The 23,937-nt window shown below is 59.1% G+C and carries 16 protein-coding genes and 1 tRNA gene; 4 read left to right on the top strand and 13 right to left on the bottom strand.

What is annotated here, in order from left to right; genetic code table 11:
- Nucleotides 1-38 precede the first annotated feature (38 nt).
- From pqqB to AACY07_RS23035, 6 genes are all read right to left on the bottom strand, one after another.
- Entirely contained in the window at nucleotides 39-950 is a 912-nt protein-coding gene (pqqB, locus tag AACY07_RS23010) for a pyrroloquinoline quinone biosynthesis protein PqqB (RefSeq protein ID WP_133075287.1), read from the bottom strand.
- 96 nt (nucleotides 951-1,046) lie between these two features.
- On the bottom strand, nucleotides 1,047-1,121 hold the full coding sequence (gene pqqA / locus AACY07_RS23015; RefSeq protein WP_003444522.1) for a pyrroloquinoline quinone precursor peptide PqqA: 75 nt from the start codon (nucleotides 1,119-1,121) through the stop codon (nucleotides 1,047-1,049).
- Nucleotides 1,122-1,274: 153 nt separating this feature from the next.
- Nucleotides 1,275-3,722 (bottom strand): pyrroloquinoline quinone biosynthesis protein PqqF, encoded by a 2,448-nt coding sequence (pqqF, locus tag AACY07_RS23020; RefSeq protein WP_339477958.1) that lies wholly within the window; start codon nucleotides 3,720-3,722, stop codon nucleotides 1,275-1,277.
- Between the two features lie 39 nt (nucleotides 3,723-3,761).
- Complete coding sequence (locus AACY07_RS23025) at nucleotides 3,762-4,556, bottom strand: carbon-nitrogen hydrolase family protein (RefSeq protein ID WP_339477961.1); 795 nt, start codon at nucleotides 4,554-4,556, stop codon at nucleotides 3,762-3,764.
- Nucleotides 4,557-4,767: 211 nt separating this feature from the next.
- Nucleotides 4,768-6,450: a flavin monoamine oxidase family protein gene (locus AACY07_RS23030; protein ID WP_133075290.1), complete on the bottom strand. Its 1,683-nt coding sequence runs from the start codon at nucleotides 6,448-6,450 to the stop codon at nucleotides 4,768-4,770.
- Between the two features lie 150 nt (nucleotides 6,451-6,600).
- The gene (locus AACY07_RS23035; protein ID WP_019823049.1) at nucleotides 6,601-7,053 is read right to left on the bottom strand and encodes an Lrp/AsnC family transcriptional regulator; all 453 of its coding nucleotides are present in this window, start codon (nucleotides 7,051-7,053) and stop codon (nucleotides 6,601-6,603) included.
- Between the two features lie 170 nt (nucleotides 7,054-7,223).
- On the opposite strand from AACY07_RS23035, the gene AACY07_RS23040 reads away from it, so the two are divergent.
- Complete coding sequence (locus AACY07_RS23040) at nucleotides 7,224-9,191, top strand: TonB-dependent receptor domain-containing protein (protein WP_339477963.1); 1,968 nt, start codon at nucleotides 7,224-7,226, stop codon at nucleotides 9,189-9,191.
- Here the strand turns inward: AACY07_RS23040 and AACY07_RS23045 are convergent.
- Both AACY07_RS23045 and AACY07_RS23050 read right to left on the bottom strand, forming a co-directional pair.
- The gene (locus AACY07_RS23045; RefSeq protein ID WP_445261400.1) at nucleotides 9,175-10,518 is read right to left on the bottom strand and encodes an ATP-binding protein; all 1,344 of its coding nucleotides are present in this window, start codon (nucleotides 10,516-10,518) and stop codon (nucleotides 9,175-9,177) included. The two genes, AACY07_RS23040 and AACY07_RS23045, sit on opposite strands and share 17 nt — an antisense overlap.
- A 32-nt stretch (nucleotides 10,519-10,550) precedes the next feature.
- Complete coding sequence (locus AACY07_RS23050; RefSeq protein WP_339477966.1) at nucleotides 10,551-11,306, bottom strand: response regulator transcription factor; 756 nt, start codon at nucleotides 11,304-11,306, stop codon at nucleotides 10,551-10,553.
- Nucleotides 11,307-11,527: 221 nt separating this feature from the next.
- Between AACY07_RS23050 and AACY07_RS23055 the strand changes: the two genes are divergently transcribed.
- From AACY07_RS23055 to AACY07_RS23065, 3 genes are all read left to right on the top strand, one after another.
- Entirely contained in the window at nucleotides 11,528-12,034 is a 507-nt protein-coding gene (locus tag AACY07_RS23055; RefSeq protein WP_339477968.1) for a sigma-70 family RNA polymerase sigma factor, read from the top strand.
- Nucleotides 12,031-12,999 carry a FecR family protein gene (locus AACY07_RS23060; protein WP_339477970.1) on the top strand — a complete coding sequence of 323 codons (969 nt, stop codon included), beginning with the start codon at nucleotides 12,031-12,033 and terminating at the stop codon, nucleotides 12,997-12,999. The genes AACY07_RS23055 and AACY07_RS23060 overlap by 4 nt, the downstream gene beginning before the upstream one ends.
- A gap of 102 nt (nucleotides 13,000-13,101) precedes the next feature.
- Nucleotides 13,102-15,537, top strand: a complete 2,436-nt coding sequence (locus tag AACY07_RS23065) for a TonB-dependent siderophore receptor (RefSeq protein WP_339477973.1) — start codon at nucleotides 13,102-13,104, stop codon at nucleotides 15,535-15,537.
- A 117-nt stretch (nucleotides 15,538-15,654) separates the two neighbouring features.
- On the opposite strand, the gene AACY07_RS23070 is transcribed toward AACY07_RS23065, so the two are convergent.
- The 5 genes from AACY07_RS23070 to rpsU all read right to left on the bottom strand — a co-directional run bounded on the left by AACY07_RS23070 (nucleotide 15,655) and on the right by rpsU (nucleotide 23,793).
- Nucleotides 15,655-15,731: transfer RNA gene (locus AACY07_RS23070), tRNA-Ile, on the bottom strand.
- Nucleotides 15,732-15,746: 15 nt separating this feature from the next.
- A complete protein-coding gene (locus AACY07_RS23075; protein ID WP_339477976.1) occupies nucleotides 15,747-19,118 on the bottom strand; it encodes a bifunctional diguanylate cyclase/phosphodiesterase in 3,372 nt (1,123 codons plus the stop codon).
- 117 nt (nucleotides 19,119-19,235) lie between these two features.
- On the bottom strand, nucleotides 19,236-21,083 hold the full coding sequence (gene rpoD / locus AACY07_RS23080) for an RNA polymerase sigma factor RpoD (RefSeq protein WP_048361132.1): 1,848 nt from the start codon (nucleotides 21,081-21,083) through the stop codon (nucleotides 19,236-19,238).
- A 67-nt stretch (nucleotides 21,084-21,150) separates the two neighbouring features.
- Nucleotides 21,151-23,106, bottom strand: a complete 1,956-nt coding sequence (gene dnaG / locus AACY07_RS23085) for a DNA primase (protein ID WP_339477980.1) — start codon at nucleotides 23,104-23,106, stop codon at nucleotides 21,151-21,153.
- 471 nt (nucleotides 23,107-23,577) lie between these two features.
- Complete coding sequence (gene rpsU / locus AACY07_RS23090; RefSeq protein WP_002551877.1) at nucleotides 23,578-23,793, bottom strand: 30S ribosomal protein S21; 216 nt, start codon at nucleotides 23,791-23,793, stop codon at nucleotides 23,578-23,580.
- Between the last annotated feature and the right edge of the window lie 144 nt (nucleotides 23,794-23,937).

A 23,937-nucleotide genomic window follows, 5' to 3' on the forward strand; every position in this document is an offset into this window, starting at 1 on the left:
CGCGAGCAAGTCCGCTCCCACAGGGGATGGGTGAATTATTACAACTCGATACTCATGCCATCAAAGGCGACTTCAACGCCCCGGCGGGCCAGTTCGGCACGCTCGGCGGAGTCTTCGTCGAGGATCGGATTGGTGTTGTTGATGTGGATAAGGACTTTGCGTTGGCCGGGCAGTTGCTCCAGCACTTCGAGCATGCCGCCGGGGCCATTTTGCGCCAGGTGGCCCATCTCGCGGCCGGTGCGGGTACCGACGCCACGACGCTGCATCTCGTCGTCGTCCCACATCGTGCCGTCCACCAGCAGGCAATCGCTGCCCGCCATGATGTCCAGCAACGGTGCATCGACCTTGCCCAGCCCCGGGGCGTAGAACAGTTTACCGCCGGTGCGCAGGTCTTCGACGATCAGGCCAATGTTGTCGCCCGGGTGCGGGTCGAAACGGTGTGGCGAATACGGCGGCGCCGCACTGCGTAACGGCAGCGGGCTGAAACGCAGGTTGGGGCAGGCCGGGATGGTGAACGAGCCTTCAAGCTCGATACGGTTCCAGTTCAGGCCACCGTTCCAGTGCTTGAGCATGGTGAACAGCGGGAAGCCTGTGCTCAGGTCCTCGTGGACCATGTCGGTGCACCACACATCATGGGGGCAACCTTCGCGCAGGCTGAGCAGGCCGGTGGTGTGATCGATCTGGCTGTCCATCAGGATGATCGCGCTGATCCCGGTATCACGCAGGGCGCGGCCCGGCTGCATCGGGGCGAAGCTTTGCAGTTGCGCACGAATATCGGGCGAGGTGTTGCACAGTACCCAGTTCACACCGTCATCGGAAATCGCAATGGAGGACTGAGTGCGGGCGGTGGCACGCAGGGTGCCATCACGAAAACCCGCGCAGTTGACGCAGTTGCAGTTCCACTGCGGGAATCCACCGCCAGCGGCGGAGCCTAGAATCTGGACGAACATGGCGTGTTCTCTTGCGATGCTGAAAATAAAAACGCCCCGGCGAACCGAGGCGTTGGGCTGCTCTGCTGGGCTCTTTTACTCAAGAGGCCGGGCAGATCAACGGCTTGCGAAGTACATGGTGACTTCAAAGCCAATGCGCAGATCGGTGTAAGCAGGTTTAGTCCAAGCCATGAGGTGACTCCTTCAGTGAGTGGGTGAATGGGTGTCTCTTGATTAGTCCAGCTCCCGAGGGAGTTGTTCAAACGCTTAGGTGACTATGTTACTAAATTTGACGGTTTTTGAACGCTCAATGTCGAAGAAAGCCCGTTACGTGGTTGGTAACGATCAGCTTCTCCCTTGATAAAACGTTTCAGTCTCCGGGCTTGTAGCCAAGCATAACCAACGGCTTTGCGGCGAGTTAATGTGCTCGGCCGCCTTCAGTGTAGTGCCTTGATCCAGCCTCATAAGTGCTGTGTAGAGGGCTGTCAGGTAATCCGACGGGTGGCCCGCCAGTTTGGCTTGCCATAACAATTCACCGGCCTGGAACACGCCCAGGGCCTCGGTCGAGAATTGTTGTGCCAAGGCAGTTCGGGCTTGGGTGAAAGATATTTCATCCAGCGTCGTGATCAATTTCGGCAAATCCACGAGGAAGTGCTGGATGTGCTCAAAGATCTGCGTCGTTGAGGCGTGAGGCGATTGCACCCCGAACAGCAGCCCGGTTTGACCATTGATTTGGCGCAGGCCGCTGAACACGGCATAACCCAATTGCAACTCGACCCGCAGGCGTTGATAAAACGGGGTTTGCATCACATGGGCGAGCATGCGCCAGGCGGCTTCGTCAGCCAGCGTTGCCTCGGGGGTCGGGCAAAACAGGATGAGCGCGTGTTCGCTGGAATCACAGGCTTCGGTGTGCCAATGGCGTTGGGCTGGCTGCTCGCCATGCTGCGCCAGATGCGCATCCGGGCTGCCGGGAACCTTGTGCAGCACAGGTGTGATCAAGGCCTGCGTGGCGGCGGGCAGGCCGACAGCCAAGCCGTCCCAGTGCGCCTTGGACCAGTCGTGTTGCAGATCGTTGAGTGCAGACTCGCTGGCTGGCTGGCACAGCTCGGGCAGGCGTTTGATCAGTTGGCGAATCGGCATCAAGGTGGCGCCAGGGGACAGGTTGCCCGGCGGCTTGGCCGGTGGTGCGCTTAGCACGCGCAGCGCGTGCTCGAGAATGGCGGGCATTGGCTCGTGGAAACCGGACATTTTCAGCAGCCAGTCATTGCCTGACCCATTGAGCGACACTTCAACCCCAGCCTGTCTGGCATCGAGTATCAGCGAGCGCAGGCTGTTTTCCAGTGACGCCGGCAGATCGTCAGCTGGCTTTGCGGGCAGACGCCAGCGCAGGTAAATCGCCGCTTCGCCGCTGTGACTGGGCACTGCGGTGCTGAAACTCATGGCAGACACGTCGCGGCGAGTGCGCAAGCGGTCCTGGGCAAAGGTGCGCAAGCCACGGTGAGCACTGGTTTGCCCACGAATCAGGCCGGCGCTGACCGGCTCTTTCGCCGCGTGCAGATACGGATTGGGTGCAGGCAAATGCCAGGCCTGTTGCGATGACGGTATGGGTACAGGTTGTATCTGTTCGAGCACAGCCTTGAGGGTTATTACGCCCTGATCCGACAGGCCGGGGGTAGGTTGCTCGCAATCACGGCGGGCCAGCTCCAGCGCGCCACTGACGTCTTGCTGACGCTGCTGCAGAAGGCGGAACTCCTCACGCAGCGTGGGCCAGTCCTGCTGCGCGCTGAAAAACGCCAGCCAGTCATGGAACGTGTCGCGAATCTGCATGGCCTGCGGGGCAATATCGGTGGTGGCTTTGAACTCGATCTGCAGCAGGGCCTGGCTCTTGAAGTGATAGAGCGGTGTGGCTTTCAGGGTGTCGATCAAGCCCTGTTCGCGTAATTGTGCGAGCAGGCCGCCGGGCTTTTCTGCGTTGATCCAGTGGCACAGAAAATCCAGGGCCTGGGCGGACTCTGGCGGCAACTGTTCCAAGGCGAACATCAGGCTCAGGGACGGGCCGTCCATGTGTTGATACTGGGGTTCAACGCCGGTCAGCAGCGCTGGTGGGCAAGCCTGCAGCAGGGTATCGCCTGGGCGCAACACGGCGCTGCAACGTTCAGCCAGGACGATCAAGTCTTGGGTTGATTGCGGACCGCTCAGGCTCAAGGTCATTTGCCCGGTCTGATAGAACCCTTGGTAAAAGTCTTCCAGGGCTTGCTGAAAGTTTGCGCGCGGCACGGGCAGGCTGTAACGGTTGCCTGCGTGGAATGCCCGCAGCGGATGAGCCGGGTTCAGTGGCTGAAACAACTTCATCTCCCGCTGCGCAGACGTTTCGCGGGCCCAGGCGATAAATTCGGCGTGCAGCACTTCACGTTCGCGAAGCTGGTCATCCAGAGCCATGCGCGGATGGGCGAGCATGTCGCACAAGCGCTCAAGCCCGCCGTCAAAGGCGGCCGGTGGTAGCTCGAAAAAGAAGTCGGTATGTCGCTCGCAGGTTTTGGCATTGACCTGGCCGCCGTGGCGCTGCACGTAAGCCATCAGGTTGTCTGCCGCCGGGAAGCGCACTGTGCCCAGAAACAGCAAGTGCTCCAGGAAATGCGCGAGGCCGGGCCACGCGGCGGGCACATCGTGGCTGCCTGCGGCAACCCGTACAACGGCCGCACAGCGCTTGAGGCGCGGCTCATGGCGCACGCAGAGGGTCAGACCGTTTTCAAGTGTCAGACGTTGGGGGTGAGGGTGATTCAGCGCAGGCATGGGCACTTCCGGAACAGAGATGCGCTCATGCTAGCGGATTTAGCGCTTGCTCAGCTCGCGATAAAGTTCGGGGCGACGGTCCGCCAGGTAAAAATTCCCGGTTTTGGCATCCGCCAGTTGCTGACGTTGCAGGGTCGCAATCAGCAAGCTTTGCTCATGCCCGGCCAGCGCTATTTGCTTGCCGTCGGGCGCGGCGATACTGCTTTGGCCGCAGTAATGGATCTCGCCTTCATGCCCGCAATAGTTGGCGTAGGCCACATAGCACTGGTTCTCGAAGGCGCGGCACCGCACCGTGACATCGGCGATGAAGTCGTAGGGCGCCATATTGGCGGTGGGTACCACAATCAACTCGGCACCGGCCAGCGCCAGGCGGCGGGTGTTCTCCGGGAATTCAAGGTCATAGCAAATCAGCAGGCCAAGCTTCCAGCCATTGAGTTCGATGACCGGGAATGAATCGGGGCCTTTGCTGAACATCGAGTGATCGAGTTCGCCGAACAGGTGGGTTTTACGGTAGTTGCACAGGCTTTTGCCGTGGGCGTCGATCAACTGCACGCTGTTGTAGATCTGCCCGTCAGCACCGCGTTCGGGGTAGCCGTAGGCAATGGCCATGCCAGTGGCTTTTGCCAGTTCGCCAATCTGTCTGGCTGCGTCGCCGTCGTGGGTTTGCGCGAGTCTGGCCACGGCCTGGGCGCCGATGTTGTAGCCCGTGAGGAACATTTCGGGCACAACCAGCAGGTCGATGTTTTCGGCTTGCCGTGCAATGTCATTCAAGCGCTGCAGATTGCCCGCGACATCCAGGGGCAGAGGCGTGCATTGGTAAAGGGCGACGCGCATGGGGTTCTCCTGGTGGTCAAATTTCCCGTTGAAACTGCCGCTGACAAATTTCGTAGCAGCTGCCGAAGGCTGCGTCCGGCGACGCAGTCGTCGTAAATCCAGGTACTGCGGTGTGACAGATGGATCTGGGACTTGGATTTTACGATTGCTACGCAATCGGACGTAGCCTTCGGCAACGGCTACGAAAGCGGTTTGAGGTCTCCCACAGGGATCAATCCGGCAATGCAATCGGGCCGATTTCGTGGAACACATCGCCCGGCCCGGGGTTGGCCGCGTGGGTGCTGCCGCCAAAGTGGGTCATGATGCCCCACACCGCGTTCAATGAAGTCTGTACCGCACCTTCCACCCAGGCCGGGGTCCACGACACGTCGTCGCCAGCGATAAAGATCCCCCGCTGTTCGCCGGGCATGTCCTGCTGCATGAAGTGTGCGTACATGCGCTGGTTGTAACGGTAATGCCCCGGCAGTGCGCCCTTGAAGGCGCCCAGAAAGTGCGGGTCGGCTTCCCACGACACCGTGATCGGATCGCCGATGATGCGGCTGGCGATGTCCACTTTGGGGTAAATCTTTTTCAACGAATCGAGGGCCAGCTTCACGCGCTTTTCCACTGGGTGCGGGAGCATTTTCAGCGCATCGCTCATCCACGAGTACGACAGGCAAATCACCCCCGGCTTGTCGTCACCGTTGTCGAACAGGTAAGTGCCGCGGGTCAGGCGATCAGTGAGGGTCATGCTCATCAGGTCACGGCCAGTCTCGGGGTCTTTGTCTTTCCAGAACGGGCGGTCGACCATGACAAAGGTTTTGGAGGATTGCATGTAGCGTGTACGGTCCAGTGCCATCCACACTTTTTGGGAGAACAGCGACTCTTCACATTCGATCTGGGTGGTCAGCAGCCAGCTTTGACAGGTCACCAGCACCGCTTCATATGGACGAGTCACCCCGAGTATGTCGGTGACGGAAAACATCCCGTCCTCTGAACGAGAGATGGCCTTGACCCCGGTACGTGGTGCGCCGTGGTGGAGCGAACTCAGACTGGTGCCAGCAGGCCAATGGGCGCAGCGCTCGGGCGCGTGACGCCAGATCCCCAGGGGTACTTGCTCAACACCGCCAACCACCAGGTGTTGGTGATCGTCGCAGTTGGTCATCACCACACGGAAAATCTCGAGCATCGAGTTGGGGAAGTCGGAGTCCCAGCCACCGGTGCCGAACCCCACCTGGCCAAACACTTCGCGGTGCTGGAACGACAGCTTGGCGAAGGCCTTGGACGTGGCGACGAAGTCGTAGAACGTGCGGTCGTCCCACAGGGGGACCAGGGTGTTCCACAGCTCTTTCAGGCGAGGCACGTCTCGGTCGCGGATGGCCTGCTGAATATCGCCAAAGCGTGAGCCCGCTTCCAGTGCGTCTGCCCAGGCATCGGCCACTTCCTGAAACAGCGCAGGCAGGTCCGCCAGTTTTTGTGCGTAGAAAGTCTGGCCTTCAAGGTCAATCACGGTGCTGCCCGACGCGGGCGTCAGCGGGTTGGGGAAGGGTTTGGTCTCCAGGCCCAGCTTGTCGACGTAGTGATAAAACGCCGTGGAAGACACCGGGAAACGCATGCCGCCGAGTTCGGCGATAACCCCTTCGCTGCCCTCAAAGGCTTGCGAGCGCAGACGTCCGCCCATCTTCGACGCTTCATACACCACGGGTTTGAGGCCCAGTTTCATCAGCTCATAAGCCGCCACCATCCCGGCCATCCCGGCGCCGACAATCGCCACCTCAGCCCCAAGCTTGTGTGCCGGGATGCTGCCCAGGCCCGCCGGGTGTTCGATCCAGTCATCAAAGGCAAACGGAAAGTCCGGGCCGAAGATGGTGATGGGTTTTTTGCCGTCGTTAGGGTGGCGATTATTCTTGTTCATGGCTGACCTTGCTGGCGACTCACGCATAACGTTGAGTATAGGAAAAGACAGGCACCATGATAGGGAGCGTGGAACACGGTAATAAGACGCAAACTGTCGTCGTTATGGCTTTTGTTTAGTCAATGTGACGAAGCTGGCAGTCGAAGTGACTTATCCGCGATCAACTTTGCTGCTGAGGATGATGGAGGTGGTGGTTTTCTCGACGCCCTCGACGCTGCCGATCTGGTCGAGCAATTGGTCCAGTTGCTCGGGAGAATCACTGCGCAGCCAGGCCACGTAATCGAACTCGCCACTGACCGCGCACAGTTGCTGCACCTGGGCCATTGCGCTCAAGCGCCGGACCACCTCTTTGCCTGAGCGTGGCTGTACGGTAATCCCGACATAAGCCTGCAAGCCGCCATCAATCAAGCGCTGCCCCAGGCGAACCCCGTAACCCGTGATCACCGACGTTTTCTCCAGTCGTGCCAGCCGAGATGTCACGGTGGTGCGCGCAATTCCCAACTGGCGAGCCAGCATCGCAACGCTTTCCCGTGCATTGAGCTGCAAGGCCGCAATCAATTGGCGGTCGATTTCATCCAGCGCGGGAGGGCGGGTATCAGGCACGTGAAGCTCCAAAGGCATGGGCGTGGTGGGCGGTCATGGTACAGGGCTGCGGCACCACTTTGCTGGCGGGCGGATTTTAAGAGTGAGCGCCGGGGTTGTCACATTTTGTCCAATCTACAGGGGTGTAGATGATTACGATTCTCTTTTAAGTTGAATCATAAGGACGCTTCATGCATTCGTCTCTTCGCTTTCACCCATTGCCCCTGTGGGTTCGTCTGGCCTTGGCTGCAGGCGCATCCGGCACGCTGGGGACTTCTGCCCAGGCGGCAGATCCGCAAGCACTGACCCTTGATGAAATGGTCGTTACGGCTTCCGGTTACGAGCAGAGCATCGAGGATGCGCCCGCCTCGATCACGGTGATTGATGGGGAGACGCTTCGCCGCAAATCCTATCGGGACCTGGGCGACGCCGTGCGTGACGTTGAAGGCGTAGTGGTCAACGGCGGGGCCAATGAGACGGATATCTCCATTCGTGGCATGCCAGCCGATTACACCCTGATTCTGGTCGATGGCAAACGCCAGAGCGCCCGTGAGTCGCGGGTCAACGGCAACAGCGGTTATGAGCAGAGCTTCGTGCCGCCAGCCGCGGCCATTGAGCGCATCGAGGTGGTTCGAGGGCCGATGTCATCGCTGTATGGCTCGGATGCCATTGGCGGGGTGATTAACGTGATCACCCGCAAAGTGTCTCCCCAGTGGGGCGGCTCTGTGGGCTACGACTACTCGGCGCGCCAGCACAGCGACCAGGGGAATGCCCGCCAGACCCAGTTCTACCTCAGTGGTCCGCTGCGCGAGGATTTTCTCGGTTTGCAGGTCTGGGGCCGTTATCTGGACCGTCAGGCGGACGACGACATCGAGCAAACCAATGGTTTCAGCAATGCCGATCATCGTGACCTGACCGCGCGGCTGGCATTCACCCCGACAGTCGACCACGACATCCTGCTGGAAGCGGGCGCCACGCGCCTCAAGAACGGCGATGGCGTGAGCGCAAACTGGGCCACCCGCGAACAAGAGAACAATCGCGATCACTGGTCGCTGTCACATCAGGGGCGCTGGGGCTGGGCGACGTCGGACATGGCGTTGTTCCAGGAAACGTCCAGCCGCGAGGGCAAGGCGACACCTGCGCAAACGGATATCTACGGCCGCAAGCCCGAGATCAAGAGCACGGTGTTTGACGCCAAACTGGTGGTGCCGACCGCGCACAATGTCAGCACCGTCGGTGTGCAGTGGAATGAAAGCCAACTGACCGACTGGAACCAGGGCCTGGGTGATCGCGTCGATTACGAGTTCTCAGTGGTACAGAAGGCCGTGTTTGCCGAAAACGAATGGGCGATGACCGATACCTTTGCCCTGACCACCGGATTGCGCCTGGACCACCACGAACAGTACGGCACCCACGCCAATCCACGAATCTACGGGGTGTGGCGCGCAACCGACAACTGGACCCTCAAGGGCGGCATCGCCCGTGGCTTCAAGGCGCCGGAGCTGCGTGCCGTGGTCAAGGACTACGCCTACCTGCGCCGCAATCGCTTCGTGATGTTTGGCAACCCGGACCTCAAGCCCGAGTCGAGCACCAACTACGAAATGTCCGCGCTGTGGTCCAATCGCGACAATTTGTCGGCTGGCGCGACGGTGTTCTACAACGACTTCAAAGACAAACTCTCTACCGTCACCACTGATGAGCGATGGAATGGCTACATCGTCATGGATCGCGTCAATGTCGACAAGGCCGTGATCCAGGGCGTTGAGCTGACCGGTCAATGGGATGTCAGCGACAGCGTCTTGCTCAAGGCCAACTACACCTACACCGACTCTGAACAGAAAAGCGGCGCTAACGCCGGCGCCCCGCTGGCGTTGACTCCCAAACAGAAAGCAAGCGTGCGCGGCGAGTGGGTGGTGACGGACCGTGCCCAGGCCTGGGCGTCCGTCAGCTATTACGGTGAAGAAACCGGCAACACCCTTGCTGACGTGCCTGCACCGGGTTACACCACGGCTGATATCGGCGGCTCTTACGAACTCACAGACTCGATCACGTTGAACAGCTCACTGAACAACCTGACGGACAAGCGTCTGGACGACGAAACCTACGGCACGGTGAACTACGGTCGCACCTTGTGGATGGGGGCTACGCTGAACTTCTGACCGGGGCCATCGGCAGCCTGACCACGGCGCACAACCCGGCGGGCGGTCGATTTTCCAGCAGCAGTTCGCCGCCGTGGGCTTGCACGCAGGCGCGGGCGATGGCCAGGCCCAGGCCGATGCCGCCATTGTGAGAGCCGTCGGCGGCGCCAAACTGTACGAAGGGCTCGAACACTTTGCTGAGCCATTCTTGCGGCAGGCCCTGGCCGTGATCGAGAATTTCCAGTCGCAGGGTGCCGGGGTCCTCCTGGTACAGCGTCAACGTGGCATCTGCGGCGTGACGCAGTGCGTTGTCGATCAGGTTGGTCAAGGCCCGCTTCAACGCCAGGGGACGGCAGGTGAGCATGATCGGCGCCGCGCCTGACCAGGTGACCGGCTGCTTCATGAGTCGGTAGCGCTTGGCCAGATCCTCCAGCATGTCATTCAGCACAATTGTCAGCGTGGGCTCCTGCACGGCATCGTCACGAACGAAGTTGAGGGTTGCACCTACCATCGCACTCAACTCATCCAGGCTTTCGAGCATGTCCTCGCGGGCCGGGCTCTCTTCCAGCAGTTCCAGCAGCAGCCGCAGTTCAGTGATGGGCGTGTTCAGGTCGTGGCTGAGCGCCGCGAGCATTCGGGTACGGCCTTCGACATGGCGGGCGATATTGGCTTGCATGGTGTTAAAGGCCGCCGTCAGGTCACGTGCTTCTTGTGGGCCGGTCAGAGGCAGTGGCGCAATCCATTCCCCGCGGCTGACGCGTTCGGTGGCCTGGGCCAGGGTCTTGACCGGACGCACTACGCGGCTGATGCAGAACATCACGATCAACAGCACCGGAACGGTCGTCACCGGCAGACTGTACGCCAGCATATTTCCCCATTCGTAGGCGCCTGCCGGATGTTGCAGGGCGTTGAGGTAGCGGCCGTCGGGCAATTCGATACTGCTGCGCAGCCGCAGGGGGGCCCAGCCGTCGGGGCTGAACACGCGCCCCCGGGCATGGTCGCCGCTGACCCGTTCCAGTTGCATGGCCACGCGCACGTCCTGGGGCAGTTGCAGTTGCTCGCGCAGGGCGTTAGCCATTCGCTGTTCTTCGGCACGCATGGCAAAGGGTTCGACGTCGGCCTGGGTGGAGATCCAGAAACGTGCATCTGCGCTGGTGATCGCCCCCAGCAGCCGGTCGAAGACCTCGTCCCGGGCTTCCATGGCCACATGATGGGCGGTCACCAATCGCTCCAGGCTCATGGTGCGCGACAGGGGATGGATCAACGCGCCGGTGTGTTGCACAAACACAATGGCGATGACATTGGAGGCGAGCAGCGCGAGCAACAACAACGCACTGAGTTGATGCAGCATCTTGCGGGGCCACAGGGCGCGCAGACGATTCATGGCGCTTGCAACGTGACATCGGCCGCAAACAGATAACCGCCGCCCCAGACTGTGCGCAGTAACTCGGGCTCCCCGGCGCTGAACGCCAGCTTGCGGCGCAGGCGACTGACCTGGCGGTCGATGGCGCGATCGCTGACATCACTGTCGGTGGCGGTCGTGAGGTCAATCAGGCGCTCGCGAGGCAGCAGCGTATTGGGTTGGTCGAGAAACACCTGCAGCAGTTTGTTCTCCACCGTGCTGAGCACAATCTGCGCCCCTTGATCACGGGTCAGCGTGGCGTGACTGGGGTTATACAGCCAGCCAGCGAACCGATAACAGGGGCTCATCTTCAGGGCGCTTGCCGATGCAACCTGCTTCGCGGCGCCAGGACGGTGGCGACGCAACACACTGTTGATCCGCGCAACCAGCTCCCTCGGTTCAAAGGGTTTGGTCACATAGTCGTCTGCTCCCAGGTCGAGGCCACGTACCCGATCTGCCGAAGTGTCCCGGGCGGTCAGCAGAATCACCGGCGTGTCGGCGCGCCGATGCAGCCTGCTGCACAAGTCAAAGCCATCGCCATCGGGTAACGACACATCGAGAATGATCACGTCAAAGGCGTGTTGCTTGAGCAATTGCCACATGCCCGCGGCGTCCGCTGCCGTGCGCACATCAAACGTGTGGCGGCGCAGGTACGCGGCCAGCGGTTCGCGAATTTTGCGGCTGTCGTCGACGATGAGTACGCAGGGCGCCGTGTTCGGGGGAAGGGGGGTCATGGCGGGTAGAAATACCGGGAGAAACAGATGGCAATGATACTACTAGCATTTCTCAGTTGTATCTCTGTGCGCAGAGGCTACGGAGCGCTGATCCCCTGCCTCAACGAGCCTGCCAAAGCTCGTATCTAAGGGGGCAGGGAGTTGTAACCAAGTATTGAAGTGGCGATCGTCCTGCGGGTAAGATTGAGAATAATTCGCACTTACATCTGGTGGGCCGCTCGGTGCAACCTCCTTCGACCAGCAAGTTGGGCTTTTTTTTCAGCGATCATCATCGTTGGCTGCTGTCTCATATCCAGCGGCATTTGCGCAATCACGCCGATGCCGAGGACACGGTTGCCGATACGTTTTGCCAGTTACTGGTGGCACGGGTAGACCCGGACGCCATCGAGCAGCCCCGTGCCTACCTGTCGACCATTGCCCGACGCCTGATCTTCGATCGTCATCGTCGGCGCAAGCTGGAGTTGGCCTACCTCGAACGCCTGTCCACGTTGCCCGAAGCGCTGGCGCCGTCCCCGGAAGAACAATTGCTGTTGATCGAAGCCCTGGTGGCCATCGATCGGGCGATTGACGGCCTGCCGATGCTGGTCAAGGCGGCCTTCCTCTACAGCCAGCTGGATGGCCTGAGCTACGTGGAGATTGCCCGCAAGCTGGAGCTGTCCGAGCGCACGGTGAGCCGCTACATGAAGCAGGCTTTGCGTCAGTGCTATCTGAGCGAAGGTGCATCATGAGCAAGCGGCGTCTTGACCCTGTCAGCGAGCAGGCGATCGACTGGATGGTGCGCCTGCGTGCGGGCGAACCGGATGTGTCGCTGCAGAAGCGTTTCAATGCCTGGCTGGTACTCGATCCCGCCCACGCCCAGGCCTGGGCCACTTTGCAGGAGCGACTGGGTGCTTCCTTCGGTGCCGTTCGCACACTGGATCGACGGGTGCCCGGCCAGGCCGCAGAAGCGCGCCAACTATTGCTCCAACCCAAGGCTTCGCGCCGCGATGCGCTCAGGGTAATTGCAGGGCTTGGCTTGCTCGGCGGGGCTACCTGGGTCGGTGCGCGCAGCCCGTGGGGTGACTCGCTGCTGGCTGACCTGCACACCGGGCGCGGCCAGCGTCAGGACTTCACTCTGGCCGACGGCAGTCGCCTGAGCCTGAATGCCGAGAGTTCGGTGGACCTGCGCTTCGATACCCAGCGCCGCCTGGTGATTTTGCGACACGGCGAGCTGGTAATTCAGGTCGCTGCCGATCCTCTTCGTCCGCTGAGCGTGCGCACCGCAGAAGGTGAAATTCGCGCTCTGGGGACTCGATTCCTCGTGGCCCAGGAACACGGCGCCACGCGGGTAGTGGTGTTGCAGCACTCGGTCAACGTCCGGCTGTTCGACGGCACCAGCATTGATTTGCAGGAAGGCCAGTCAGCCGTCATGCAAGCCGGCAGCATTGCTCCGCTCGCCGGTGATCAACATCATCGGGCTGACTGGATGATCGGGCGCTTGAACGTGCTGGACGACCCGCTGGAGGCGGTCGTCAACGCACTGCGTCCTTACAGTCGCGGCTTTGTGCGGGTGGCTCCCGAAGTTCGCAACCTTCGTGTCCAGGGGGTATTCCCGCTAGACAATCCGGATCGGGTGTTTGCGGCACTGGCAGAAACCCTGCCGATTCGTGTTGATCGCTACAGCCCCTGGTTGACATTGATTCGTGGGAAATAGCACGGCTGAAGCGTTATTTTTGAAAATCGCTCTCATTCGTGTCTGGTTTTCATTTCTCGCCCCACCTATCTCCTGACACTTTCACATTTTCAGGAGAACGCTGTGTTCAACCCGTGGCCCCATCCCCTTTGCGTTGCCGTCACCCTGGCTGCGCTGGCCAGTTCCACTCTGGCGCAAGCGCAGGATCTGACCTTCAATCTGCCGTCCGGCCCGCTCGCCAGCACCCTGAATGCCATTGCCAGCCAGAGTGGACACATCGTTTCGCTGGAGCCGTCGCTGGTAAAGGGCAAGCAGGCGCCTGCGGTGGTCGGCAAGATGCCCGCCGAGCAGGCGATGCAACAGGCATTGTCGGGCAGCGGCTTGCAATTGCGAGTGACGGGCCAGGGCAACTTCAGCGTCGAGCCGGTCATGGACAGCACTGCCGCGCTGCAACTGGGGGCTACCAACATCGTTGAACTCAGCACCGACGCCACCACCGAAGGTTCTGGCTCCTACACCTCGCGGGCGGTGACCATCGGCAAGGGCACCCACACCCTCAAGGAAATCCCGCAGTCGATCACGGTAGTGACCCGCAAGCAGCTGGACGATCAAGGTCTGACAGACCTCAAGGACGCGGCCAACAAGACCACCGGACTGGTCGGCGCACAGGGCGTGGGCAAAGGCATGATCCTCAGTTCGCGCGGGTTCCAGATCGACGACTGGCAATACGACGGTGTACCGATCCCGCGCAACACCTATGCACTGGGCAACTGGGCAACCCAGGACCTGATCTTCTTCGATCGCATGGAAGTGCTGCGTGGCGCATCCGGTCTGCTGCAAGGCACCGGCAGCCCTGGTGGCGCGGTGAATCTGGTGCGCAAACGCGGGCAGATCGCACCCACTCTGACCCTCACCGGCAAGGCGGGCTCCTGGGATCATTACGGCTTGCAACTGGACGCCGGCGGACCGCTGAACCAGACCGGCACGGTCCGTGGACGCTTCGTGGCCGACCAGGACGACAGCCACTCGTTCGTCGATTCCGCCTGGAGTAAAACCACCTCGCTGTACGGTGCCCTGGACTTCGATTTGCGTGACGACACCACCTTGGGCCTGGCTGTCAGCCACTCCAGCGGCGAATCACGGCCGATGGTTCGCGGCTTCCCGCGTTACGCTGACAGTAAGGCAATCGATCTGCCGCGCAGCACCTACACCGGCGCGAAGTGGAACCACTCTCAGATCGATGTGACCACCCTTTATGCCGATCTGGAGCACAGATTCAACGACGACTGGGCTTTCAAGGTCGGCGCCGTGCGCCAGACCGAGAGCAATATAGCTAAGAACCAGCGGGTGCAATCCACCCTCAAGGGCTTGGCCGCGGATGGCAGCGGCGTGCAGTACGCCGATTTTTACTCGGACTTCGACTCCACCAAAGTCGGCCTGGACATGAACCTCACCGGCAAATTCGAAGCCTGGTCCATGCAGCAGGAAATCATGGTCGGCGGCAATTACTCGAAGCTGACCACGGACGACCAATACGCCCGTACCTTCAATGACAGCACTGACACTATTTTCGGTATCGACCATGACCGTCCTGACATCAGCTACGAAGGCCTAATTAATTCCCCAGGGGGGCAGGGCACTCCGAGCAACTATGACATTCGCCAAAAAGGGCTCTATGGCAGTTGGCGAGTCAAGCCGGTCGACTCCCTGACCCTGGTGCTGGGTTCCCGGGTCAGTTGGTACGACTACAGCTACAAGTACTGGACCCAGAAAGCGTCCGGCATTACCGCCAACCCGGACAGCACCACCAACGAAACCGGGCAAGTCACCCCTTACGCAGGCATCGTCTATGACCTGAGCCGCGAGTGGGCCGTCTACGCCAGCTACACCGACGTTTTCGAACCACAGACTGCCCGCACCGTAACGGGCCCTGTGCTCAAGCCGGTGATCGGCAGCAACTACGAAGTCGGCATCAAGGGTGAGTTGATGGACGGCCGGGTCAACACCTCCCTGGCGGTGTTCCGTTATGACCAGGAAAACCGTGCCGTCCCTGACATGCAATCGCCCCAGCTCTGCGACGGTTGGTACTGCTCAATCGCGTCAGGGAAAGTGCGCAGCCAGGGGATCGAGGCTGAAATCAGCGGTGAAGTGACCGACAGCCTGCAACTGTTTGCGGGCTACACCTACAACACCACCAAATACCTTAAAGACCCGGAAAGCGAAGGCAAAATCTTCAGTTGGTGGACGCCAAAACACATGCTGCGGGTGTGGAGCAACTACCAGTTCAGCGGTGACTGGAGCCGCGTGAGCACGGGCCTTGGCTTCACCGCTCAAACCCATACGATTGGCTATGACAGCTCCGTGAACGTGCCGGGTTACGCCGTGTGGAATGCCCGTGTCGGCTACCAGATGACGCCGGAGATCGAACTGGCGATGAACGCCAACAACCTGTTCGACAAAACCTACTTCACTGCGGGCTATAACCAGCTCAATGGCAACAACAACTACGGTGATCCGCGTAACGTAATGTTCAGCGTGAAATACACGCCAACGTTCTGATGTCGCGAATCAAGGGTGTGGACGGTTTGTGGACGGAAAGCGGTTTTTAGGGTGTTTTGAAAAGCAAAATCTCAAACCCCGGAAACACAAAAGCCGCGCAGTGCGCGGCTTTGAGTTTGGTGGGCCCAGTAGGACTCGAACCTACGACCAAGGGATTATGAGTCCCCTGCTCTAACCAACTGAGCTATAGGCCCTCAGTAGGCCGCGGATTATAACGACGGTTTCTCGGTAGTGCTATCCGAAAAATCTGAAATAGTCATACGAAGGAAGGTTGCTGCGAATTTTTCAGCAGACAGAGGGGGGCTGACGATGGCGCCCTGGATTTGTTCGCAACCGGCTTGGGCCAGGAATGCACGCTGTGCCCCGGTTTCTACGCCGTCCGCGATGATGGTCAATTGCAGGCTGTGCCCCAGTGTAATGATGGCGCGAACAATAGCGGCATCGTGTGCGTCATCGGGCAGGCCCTTGATAAAAGACGAGTCGATTTTCAGCGTGTCCAGCGGCAAGCGCTTGAGGTAGCTGAGGGACGAGTTGCCGGTGCCGAAATCGTCAATGGACAGTCTTACCCCCAGTTGTTTGAGTCGATGCAGGGCTTCACAGGCTTCTTCGGCCTGGCACGTAATAAAGCTTTCAGTGATTTTAAGTTGCAGGTAGCCGGGCTTGAGCATGCAGGTCTTGAGCAGGTGCTGTACGTGCTCCAGTAAGCCGGGTTGGTGCAGTTGAGCGCTTGCGAGGTTGACTGAGATCGCTCCAAAGGGGACGTACACCTGGTTCCATGAGTGCAGTTGCTGGCAGGCGCGTTCAAGCATCCAATCCCCTATTTGTATGATCATGCCGTTTTCTTCGGCCAGATGAATCAAGCGCTCGTGGGGGATTTCTCCGAGTATGGGGTGGATCCAGTGCAGCAGAGCTTCGGCCCCGACCACGCTGCAGTCATCCAGGCTGATTTTGGGTAGGTACAACAGTGATACCTGGCCGCGTTCCAGGGCTCGGCGCAGCTCATGGCTCAGGACGACCCGCGCACTGGCTTGTGAGCCAAGGTCGTGGCTGTAGCGTTCGACGCGGTTGCGCCCTTTGAGTTTGGAGTGGTACATCGCCAGGTCGGCATTTTTGACGAGTGTGGCGACGTCGTCGCCATCGTCCGGGAATACGCTGGTGCCGATGCTGGCACTTATGAAAAGCTCGTGCTCGCCTGCCAGGAAGGGCGCGTTGAAACACGCCAGCAACTTGTTGGCAATCATTTGCGCATCGTTGGCTTGTTTGAGCCCGGGCAGCAAAATGATGAACTCATCCCCGCCCAGGCGGGCCACTGTGTCGATGTCGCGCAGCTGTTCCTTGAGGCGGGTTGCGATGCCTTTCAGCAGAAGGTCGCCCACTGGATGCCCGAGGCTGTCGTTGATGTTTTTGAATCGATCAAGGTCCAGAAACAGCACGGCACTGCGCTGGCCGTTTCGCCTCTGATCGGCCAGTACTTCGCACAACCGGTTTTCAAACAGTAAACGGTTGGGAAGGTTGGTCAGCGGGTCGTGATGGGCCTGGTGGTCAAGGCGTGCCTGAGCATGTTTGAGGCTGGAAATATCAGAAAATACGGCCACAAAGTGGGTGATCAGGTTGTCGCTGTTGCGCACGGCGCTAATGGTCAACCAGTTGGGGTAGATTTCGCCATTTTTGCGTTTGTTGCTGATTTCGCCCTGCCAGTTGTCGGCGTTCGACAGTTGATGCCACATGGCTGCAAAAAATACCCGGTCGTGTTGGCCTGACGCCAGGATTCTCGGGGTCTGACCCAGTGCTTCACTCTCGCTGTAGCCGGTGATTTCGGTGAAGGCCCGGTTCACTGCAGTGATTTTTTGCTGGGGGTCGGTAAAGATGATGCCTTCGGCCGTGCTTTCAAAGACGGTGGCCGTTTGCAGGAGTTTTTCCTGCATCTGGTGACGTTCGGTGATGTCGTGAATGATGGTCAGAATGCAGTGTTCAGCTCCGATCATCAGTGGGTAGCTGGAGATCTCGCAGAGGCGAATGTGCCCGTCTTTATGACGGAAGTTACAGCTGAAGTCCCGTACAAAGCCGTCCTGTTCCAGTAGTCGCAGCACTTCGCGCCGCTGCTGGAAATCTACCCATAGATGCAGGTCAAACGTTGAGTGGTGCAAGGCGCTGGCACTGTCATAACCACTGAGACGGCTGAAACCTTCGTTTATCTCTATCAGCAGGCCGTCACTTTTTCGGCTCACCAACAGGCCATTGGGTGAGGCATGGAATACTTTGGCGAACTTCTCTTCGGATAAGCGCAAGGCCTCTTCGGTCTGCTTGGTTTCGCTGATATTGATCATCAGGCCGCGCAGTACGACCTGCAGGTTATGGGTTGTGATGCTGGCGATGTCGCGCAGCCACAGCGTGTTGCCGTCAGCGGTGATCACGCGATAGTCCAGGCTGTGGTCGCAGTTGGCGTTGACTTCCTTTTCGCGGAAGTCCCGGGCTCGGGCCAGGTCGTCGGGATGCAGGATTCGATTCCAGAAGCCCATACTTAGCCAGTCTGCAATCGGGTAGCCCAGCAACGCTTCGGCCTGGGGCGAGACATAGGTATAGGTGCCGCCGTTCAGTGGTGCCTCCCAGGCGATAGCTGAAAGGCTTTCAATCATTCCCCTGTAGTGATGCTCGCTGCTGCGCAGTTCTTGTTCCAGGGCCGTTCGCCGGGAAATTTCAGAGCTCAGGCGCCGATTGATGCGCACGACAATGAGCAGCACGGTGATCAATAGCAGCGCGCCGGGAAGGACATACACCAGCAAGGTGCGCCACAAGGCCCGGTAGTCACTGATGTTGCCGACCCAGTGCTGCTGAATGCTTTCGGTTTCACTGGGGCTTATGTCAGCCAGCACCTTGTCCAGCAGTTCGAGCAGTACGGTCTGACTTTTGGGAACGGCCATTGCCAGTTGAAAGCGAAAAGGCGTTTCGCCACTGACGTAAAGACCATCGAGTTTGAGCTGGCGCAGGCTCCATACGCTGGAAGCCAGGTCACCGACCATCGCATCGACCTGGTCCGTGGCCAGCGCCTGCAGGGCCGAACTGACGTTGGGCAGTGCGACGATGTTCAGGTCCGGGTATTGCGCGCGCAGAAGCTCATGGGGGGCGTAGTTTTCAATGACGCCGACCCTGAGGCCGTAGAGGTCTTCGATGTTTTTCGGAGACGCGCCACCCTTGTGGGCGAGGATGACGATGGGGAAGTCCAGATAGGGGCGGGTAAATGCCAGGTACTTTTGACGTTCAGGTGTCGACATGATGCCGGGCAGCAAGTCGATCTTGCCTTCTTTGGTCTGCTCCAGCACTTCGCTCCAGCTTGGGGCTGCCACCGGTTTGAAGGTTATACCCAGCCGGTCGCTGATCAGCTGTATGTAATCGGCGGCAAGGCCCTTGTAGTTGCCTTCCTGATCGCGGAACTCAAAGGGCGGCCACGTGGTGTCGATACCAAGGAGCAGCTCAGGATGGTCTTTGAGCCACTGTTGTTCATCATCGGTGAACGTCAGGGCATGGGAACCCGTAGTCCAAACGACAAGCGACAGTAGCAGGATGGCCAGCAATCGTGACATGCGCGTCTCTTTAAAACGCCTGGATGCATCCAGTGTAGTCGGGCTGTGGCAGGGGGAGGGAGCAGGAAGGGTGTTAGCTATAAAGCAAAACCCCCGGCAGGGCCGGGGGTTTTGTTATCACTCGTCGAGGAAGGAGCGCAAATGCTCGCTTCTCGTCGGGTGGCGCAGCTTGCGCAACGCTTTGGCTTCGATCTGACGAATCCGTTCACGGGTAACGTCGAACTGTTTACCAACCTCCTCGAGGGTGTGGTCGGTATTCATGTCGATACCGAAACGCATGCGCAGTACCTTGGCTTCACGGGCTGTGAGGCCGCCGAGTACATCGCGTGTCGCTTCTTTAAGGCTCTCAACAGTGGCTACATCGATTGGCGACTGCATGGTCGAGTCTTCGATGAAGTCACCCAGATGGGAGTCTTCGTCATCACCGATCGGGGTTTCCATGGAGATCGGCTCTTTAGCGATCTTCAATACCTTACGGATTTTATCCTCAGGCATTTCCATGCGTTCGCCCAGCTCTTCCGGGGTCGGTTCGCGACCCATTTCCTGCAACATCTGGCGGGAAATACGGTTGAGCTTGTTGATCGTCTCGATCATGTGCACCGGAATACGGATGGTGCGGGCCTGGTCGGCGATCGAGCGAGTGATCGCCTGACGGATCCACCAGGTGGCATAAGTCGAGAATTTGTAGCCGCGGCGGTATTCAAACTTGTCTACCGCTTTCATCAAGCCGATGTTGCCTTCCTGGATCAGGTCGAGGAACTGCAAGCCACGGTTGGTGTACTTCTTGGCGATGGAGATAACCAGACGCAAGTTGGCTTCAACCATTTCTTTCTTCGCGCGGCGGGCCTTGGCCTCACCGATCGACATACGACGGTTGATGTCCTTGATCTCGGCAATCTTCAGGCCGGTTTCTGCTTCCAGGGCAGACAGCTTTTGCTGGCAACGGATGATGTCCGGTTGCAGGCGACCAATGGCTTCAGCATATTTGCTTTTGCCTTTGGCCAGCGCGTCGCTCCAGCTTTCGTCGACTTCGTTGCCCGGGAACAGGCGCAGGAAATCGGTACGCGGCATGCGTGCATCACGTACACACAGCTGCATGATGGCGCGCTCTTGTGCACGCAGACGCTCCAGGGCGCTGCGAACACGCTCAACCAGGCCTTCGAATTGCTTCGGGACCAGTTTGATCGGCATGAATAGCTCTGCCAGTGCAACCAGCTCGGCAATTGCCTGCTTGCTGCCACGACCGTGCTTTTTCAGTGCCTTGCGAGCGAGTTCCATCTGATCGGAAACGGCGCCAAAGCGCTGAGCCGCGATGATCGGATCGGGGCCGCTTTCGACCTCTTCCTCTTCCTCGGTGGACTCTTCCTTATCGTCCTCTTCGTCATCACCTTCGGCTTTCACCTTTGGGTCGACAGGAGGCGGCACTTCGGCTGCAGGCGGCGCAATACCATCGTCCGGGTCGATATAACCGCTCAGAACGTCGGACAGGCGACCACCTTCGGTGGTGACGCGAGTGTACTCGGAGAGAATATGGTCAACCGTGCCAGGGAAGTGCGCAATTGCGCCCATCACTTCACGGATGCCTTCTTCGATACGCTTGGCGATTTCGATTTCGCCTTCACGTGTCAGCAGTTCTACCGTGCCCATTTCACGCATATACATGCGCACAGGGTCGGTAGTACGACCAATGTCGGTCTCTACTGCCGCCAACGCGGCAGCTGCTTCTTCAGCAGCTGCTTCGTCGGTGTCGGCATCGGCCAACATAAGGGCGTCCGCATCCGGAGCACTCTCGTGTACGGGGATCCCCATGTCATTAATCATGCGGATGATGTCTTCCACTTGCTCCGGATCTGAAATATCTTCGGGCAGGTGGTCGTTGACCTCTGCGTAAGTCAGATACTTCTGCTCACGGCCGAGGGTGATCAACTCTTTGATACGAGACTGCTGTTGCGCTTTTCCGGACATAACACCCTATCCACTGAAGGTCTTGGCGGGCAAAAAACAAGCCGAGGATTATACCTTAGCTATGACCTCACGCGCCAGTTGAGGTCGGGTTTGATGCGGGATTATTGCGACTTAGAAGGTCGCGTAACTGATTTTTTTCCTCGCTACTTAGCTCGCCTTGACGTGCTTTTCGAAGAAGTTGCTCTAGATTTCGCTCGCGTTGACGAGCTGACAAGCTAGTTATGGTGTCGAAAAACTGTTGTTCAAGGTTATCGGCATCAATTAGCCATTCCTTTTCCAGCAGTCTTTGCAGCAAGCGGCCCTGTTCAGTGCCGTGCCAGCGGGACAGTAGCTGTATAGAGCTTAGCTTAGGATTTTTCTGTACGGCCTCTACCAGCGCAATCAGTAACTGATTGTTAGTCTGGTCTTCTGCAGCAAAGTGCCCGGCATCCTCAACTTTTTTGGCCAGTTGCGGATGGTGCAGCAGGGTGCGCAGGGCTGTCAGTGTAGGCGGTTCAACGCCTACGGGGATCCAGGCCTGCTCGCGTTCGCCGCCACGCTTGCCTTTTTTGTCCCAGGGTTTGTTTTCCCACTTTTTACCGCCAGCGCCAGGCTTTTTCGGCGTCCATTCCTGTTGCGGGATGTACATGTCCGGTTGCTGGAAGTCGCTGTAGTCGGGCATTGCATCGTAATCAATGCCGGGGTCGTAGGTCGGTTGAGTCTGGGGCTTCGCAGGTGCGTTTTGCGCCAGCTGACTGACGGTCTCGCTGGTCAGGCCGGTAATTTCGCTCAGGCGCTGGCGCATCAAGGTCCGCAGGTTGGCGCCTGGGACTTTGTCGATCAGCGGTGCTGCCAGCGTGGCCATATGGGCTTTGCCTTCAAGCGAGCGCGGGTCTGCTTCTTCGGTTAACTGCTGGAAGAAGTAATCGGCCAGTGGTTGTGCGTGCTGGTTGATGCGTGCCTTGAAGGCGTCGGTACCTTCGGAGCGCACCAGTGTGTCCGGGTCCTCGCCTTCAGGCAGAAACAAAAAGCGTGCGCGCCGTCCATCCTGCAGGCAAGGGAGTGTGGCCTCCAGTGCGCGCCAGGCAGCATTGCGGCCTGCCTGGTCGCCGTCAAAGCAGAACAAAACACTGGGTACCACGCGGAACAAGCGCTTCATGTGTTCTTCGCTGGTGGCGGTGCCCAGTGTTGCGACGGCATTGCGCAGGCCTTGCTGGGCCAGGGCAATGACGTCCATGTAGCCTTCAACCACGATGATTTCGTCGAGGCTGCGATTGAACTTGCGTGCTTCGAACAGCCCGTACAGTTCCTGGCCTTTATGAAAGACTGGCGTTTCCGGGGAGTTCAGGTATTTGGGTTTGTCATCGCCCAGGACCCTGCCACCAAAGGCGATGATGCGGCCACGACTGTCGCGGATCGGAAACATGACGCGATCACGAAAGCGGTCATAGCGCTTGCCGGTCTCGGCGTTTTCCACCAGCAAGCCCGCATCGATCATGGCTTTTTGCTGCAGTGTGTCGCTGCTTAGGTGTTTGTACAGATTGTCCCAGCCTGGCGGGGCGAATCCGAGACCGAAGTCGCGGGCGATTTCGCCGGTCAGGCCGCGGCCCTTCAGGTAGTCCACAGCAGCTTTGCGTGCAGGATGAGTTTTTAATGCCTGGCGATAAAAATCGGCAGCAGCGGTCAGAAGTGGATAGAGCGGAGAGTCAGTCGGCTGCCGCGGCTTGTGTGGGCGGCCACTTTCTTCTCGCGGGATCTCCATGCCGGCGGCTTTGGCCAGTTCTTCGACGGCCTGGGGGAAATCCAGGTTGTCGTGGTCCATGATGAAGCCGAGGGCGTTGCCGCCCGCGCCGCAGCCAAAGCAGTAATAGAACTGTTTGTCGGGGCTGACGCTGAAAGACGGCGTTTTTTCTTTGTGGAAGGGGCAGCAGGCCGTGTAATTTTTGCCGGCTTTCTTCATTTGCACGCGAGAGCTGACGACATCGACGATATCGGTACGGTTCAGAAGGTCGTCAATAAAGCTCTGGGGGATTAACCCGGCCATGGCGTTCTCGTCATCACTGCGCAGAAATGGGTCCGTATAAAGGGCTTGGGCATCGCGCGTGCAGGCGAATGCTCTGCTCGATCGTGGGGCGTCAGCTCAATTATTTCGGGGAAGTGTATCTGTCGAAACCCGGTCTGCTCATTTTAATCAGAGTGAATGGGATCGGTAATTTTCACGCTCTGAGTCCGGCACTGACCAATGGCTGGTCTCGGATAGCTCATAAGCAGGCACTGGAGAGGTGCCTTGGGCTGATCGTCTTTAGGGAAAATCAGAGAGGTGTGCTCGTCGGTAGCCTTGGAAGGCTCGTCAGTAAAGACGTGCACCGCTGGCTATTAGGCCAGGTCTGACGTGATGTAACGCTTGTCGCGGTCGCATCTGCGGCCTTGACGATAAAGCATGTAACCTTCAACAACTGCCTACGGCCCGGCTTTAGGCCGGGCTTGGCAGAAGCGTGCTACGAACGTCTGTGTATTAGTACAGACGTACGGCGCGGCGCTGCTCGCGCTGAACTTTCTTCGCGTGACGCTTAACAGCAGCTGCTGCTTTGCGTTTACGCTCGGAAGTCGGCTTCTCGTAAAATTCGCGGCTGCGAACTTCAGCCAGAACACCGGCTTTTTCGCAGGAGCGCTTGAAACGACGCAGAGCTACGTCGAAGGGTTCGTTCTCTTTTACTTTGACGGCTGGCATCCAGAGCTACCTTCATTCATTACCGGGGTCAACGTCTCAAGGCAAAAATCGCGTTGAAAGACGTCGGTTTTTAAGGGTTGCGGATGTTAACCCCTCATCGCCCGGAATGCAAAGCCTCTGATCGAAAACCGCTGGCCGGGGGCG

Origin of the sequence: Pseudomonas sp. RL_5y_Pfl2_69 (assembly GCF_963970465.1) — a bacterium.
Classification (GTDB): domain Bacteria; phylum Pseudomonadota; class Gammaproteobacteria; order Pseudomonadales; family Pseudomonadaceae; genus Aquipseudomonas.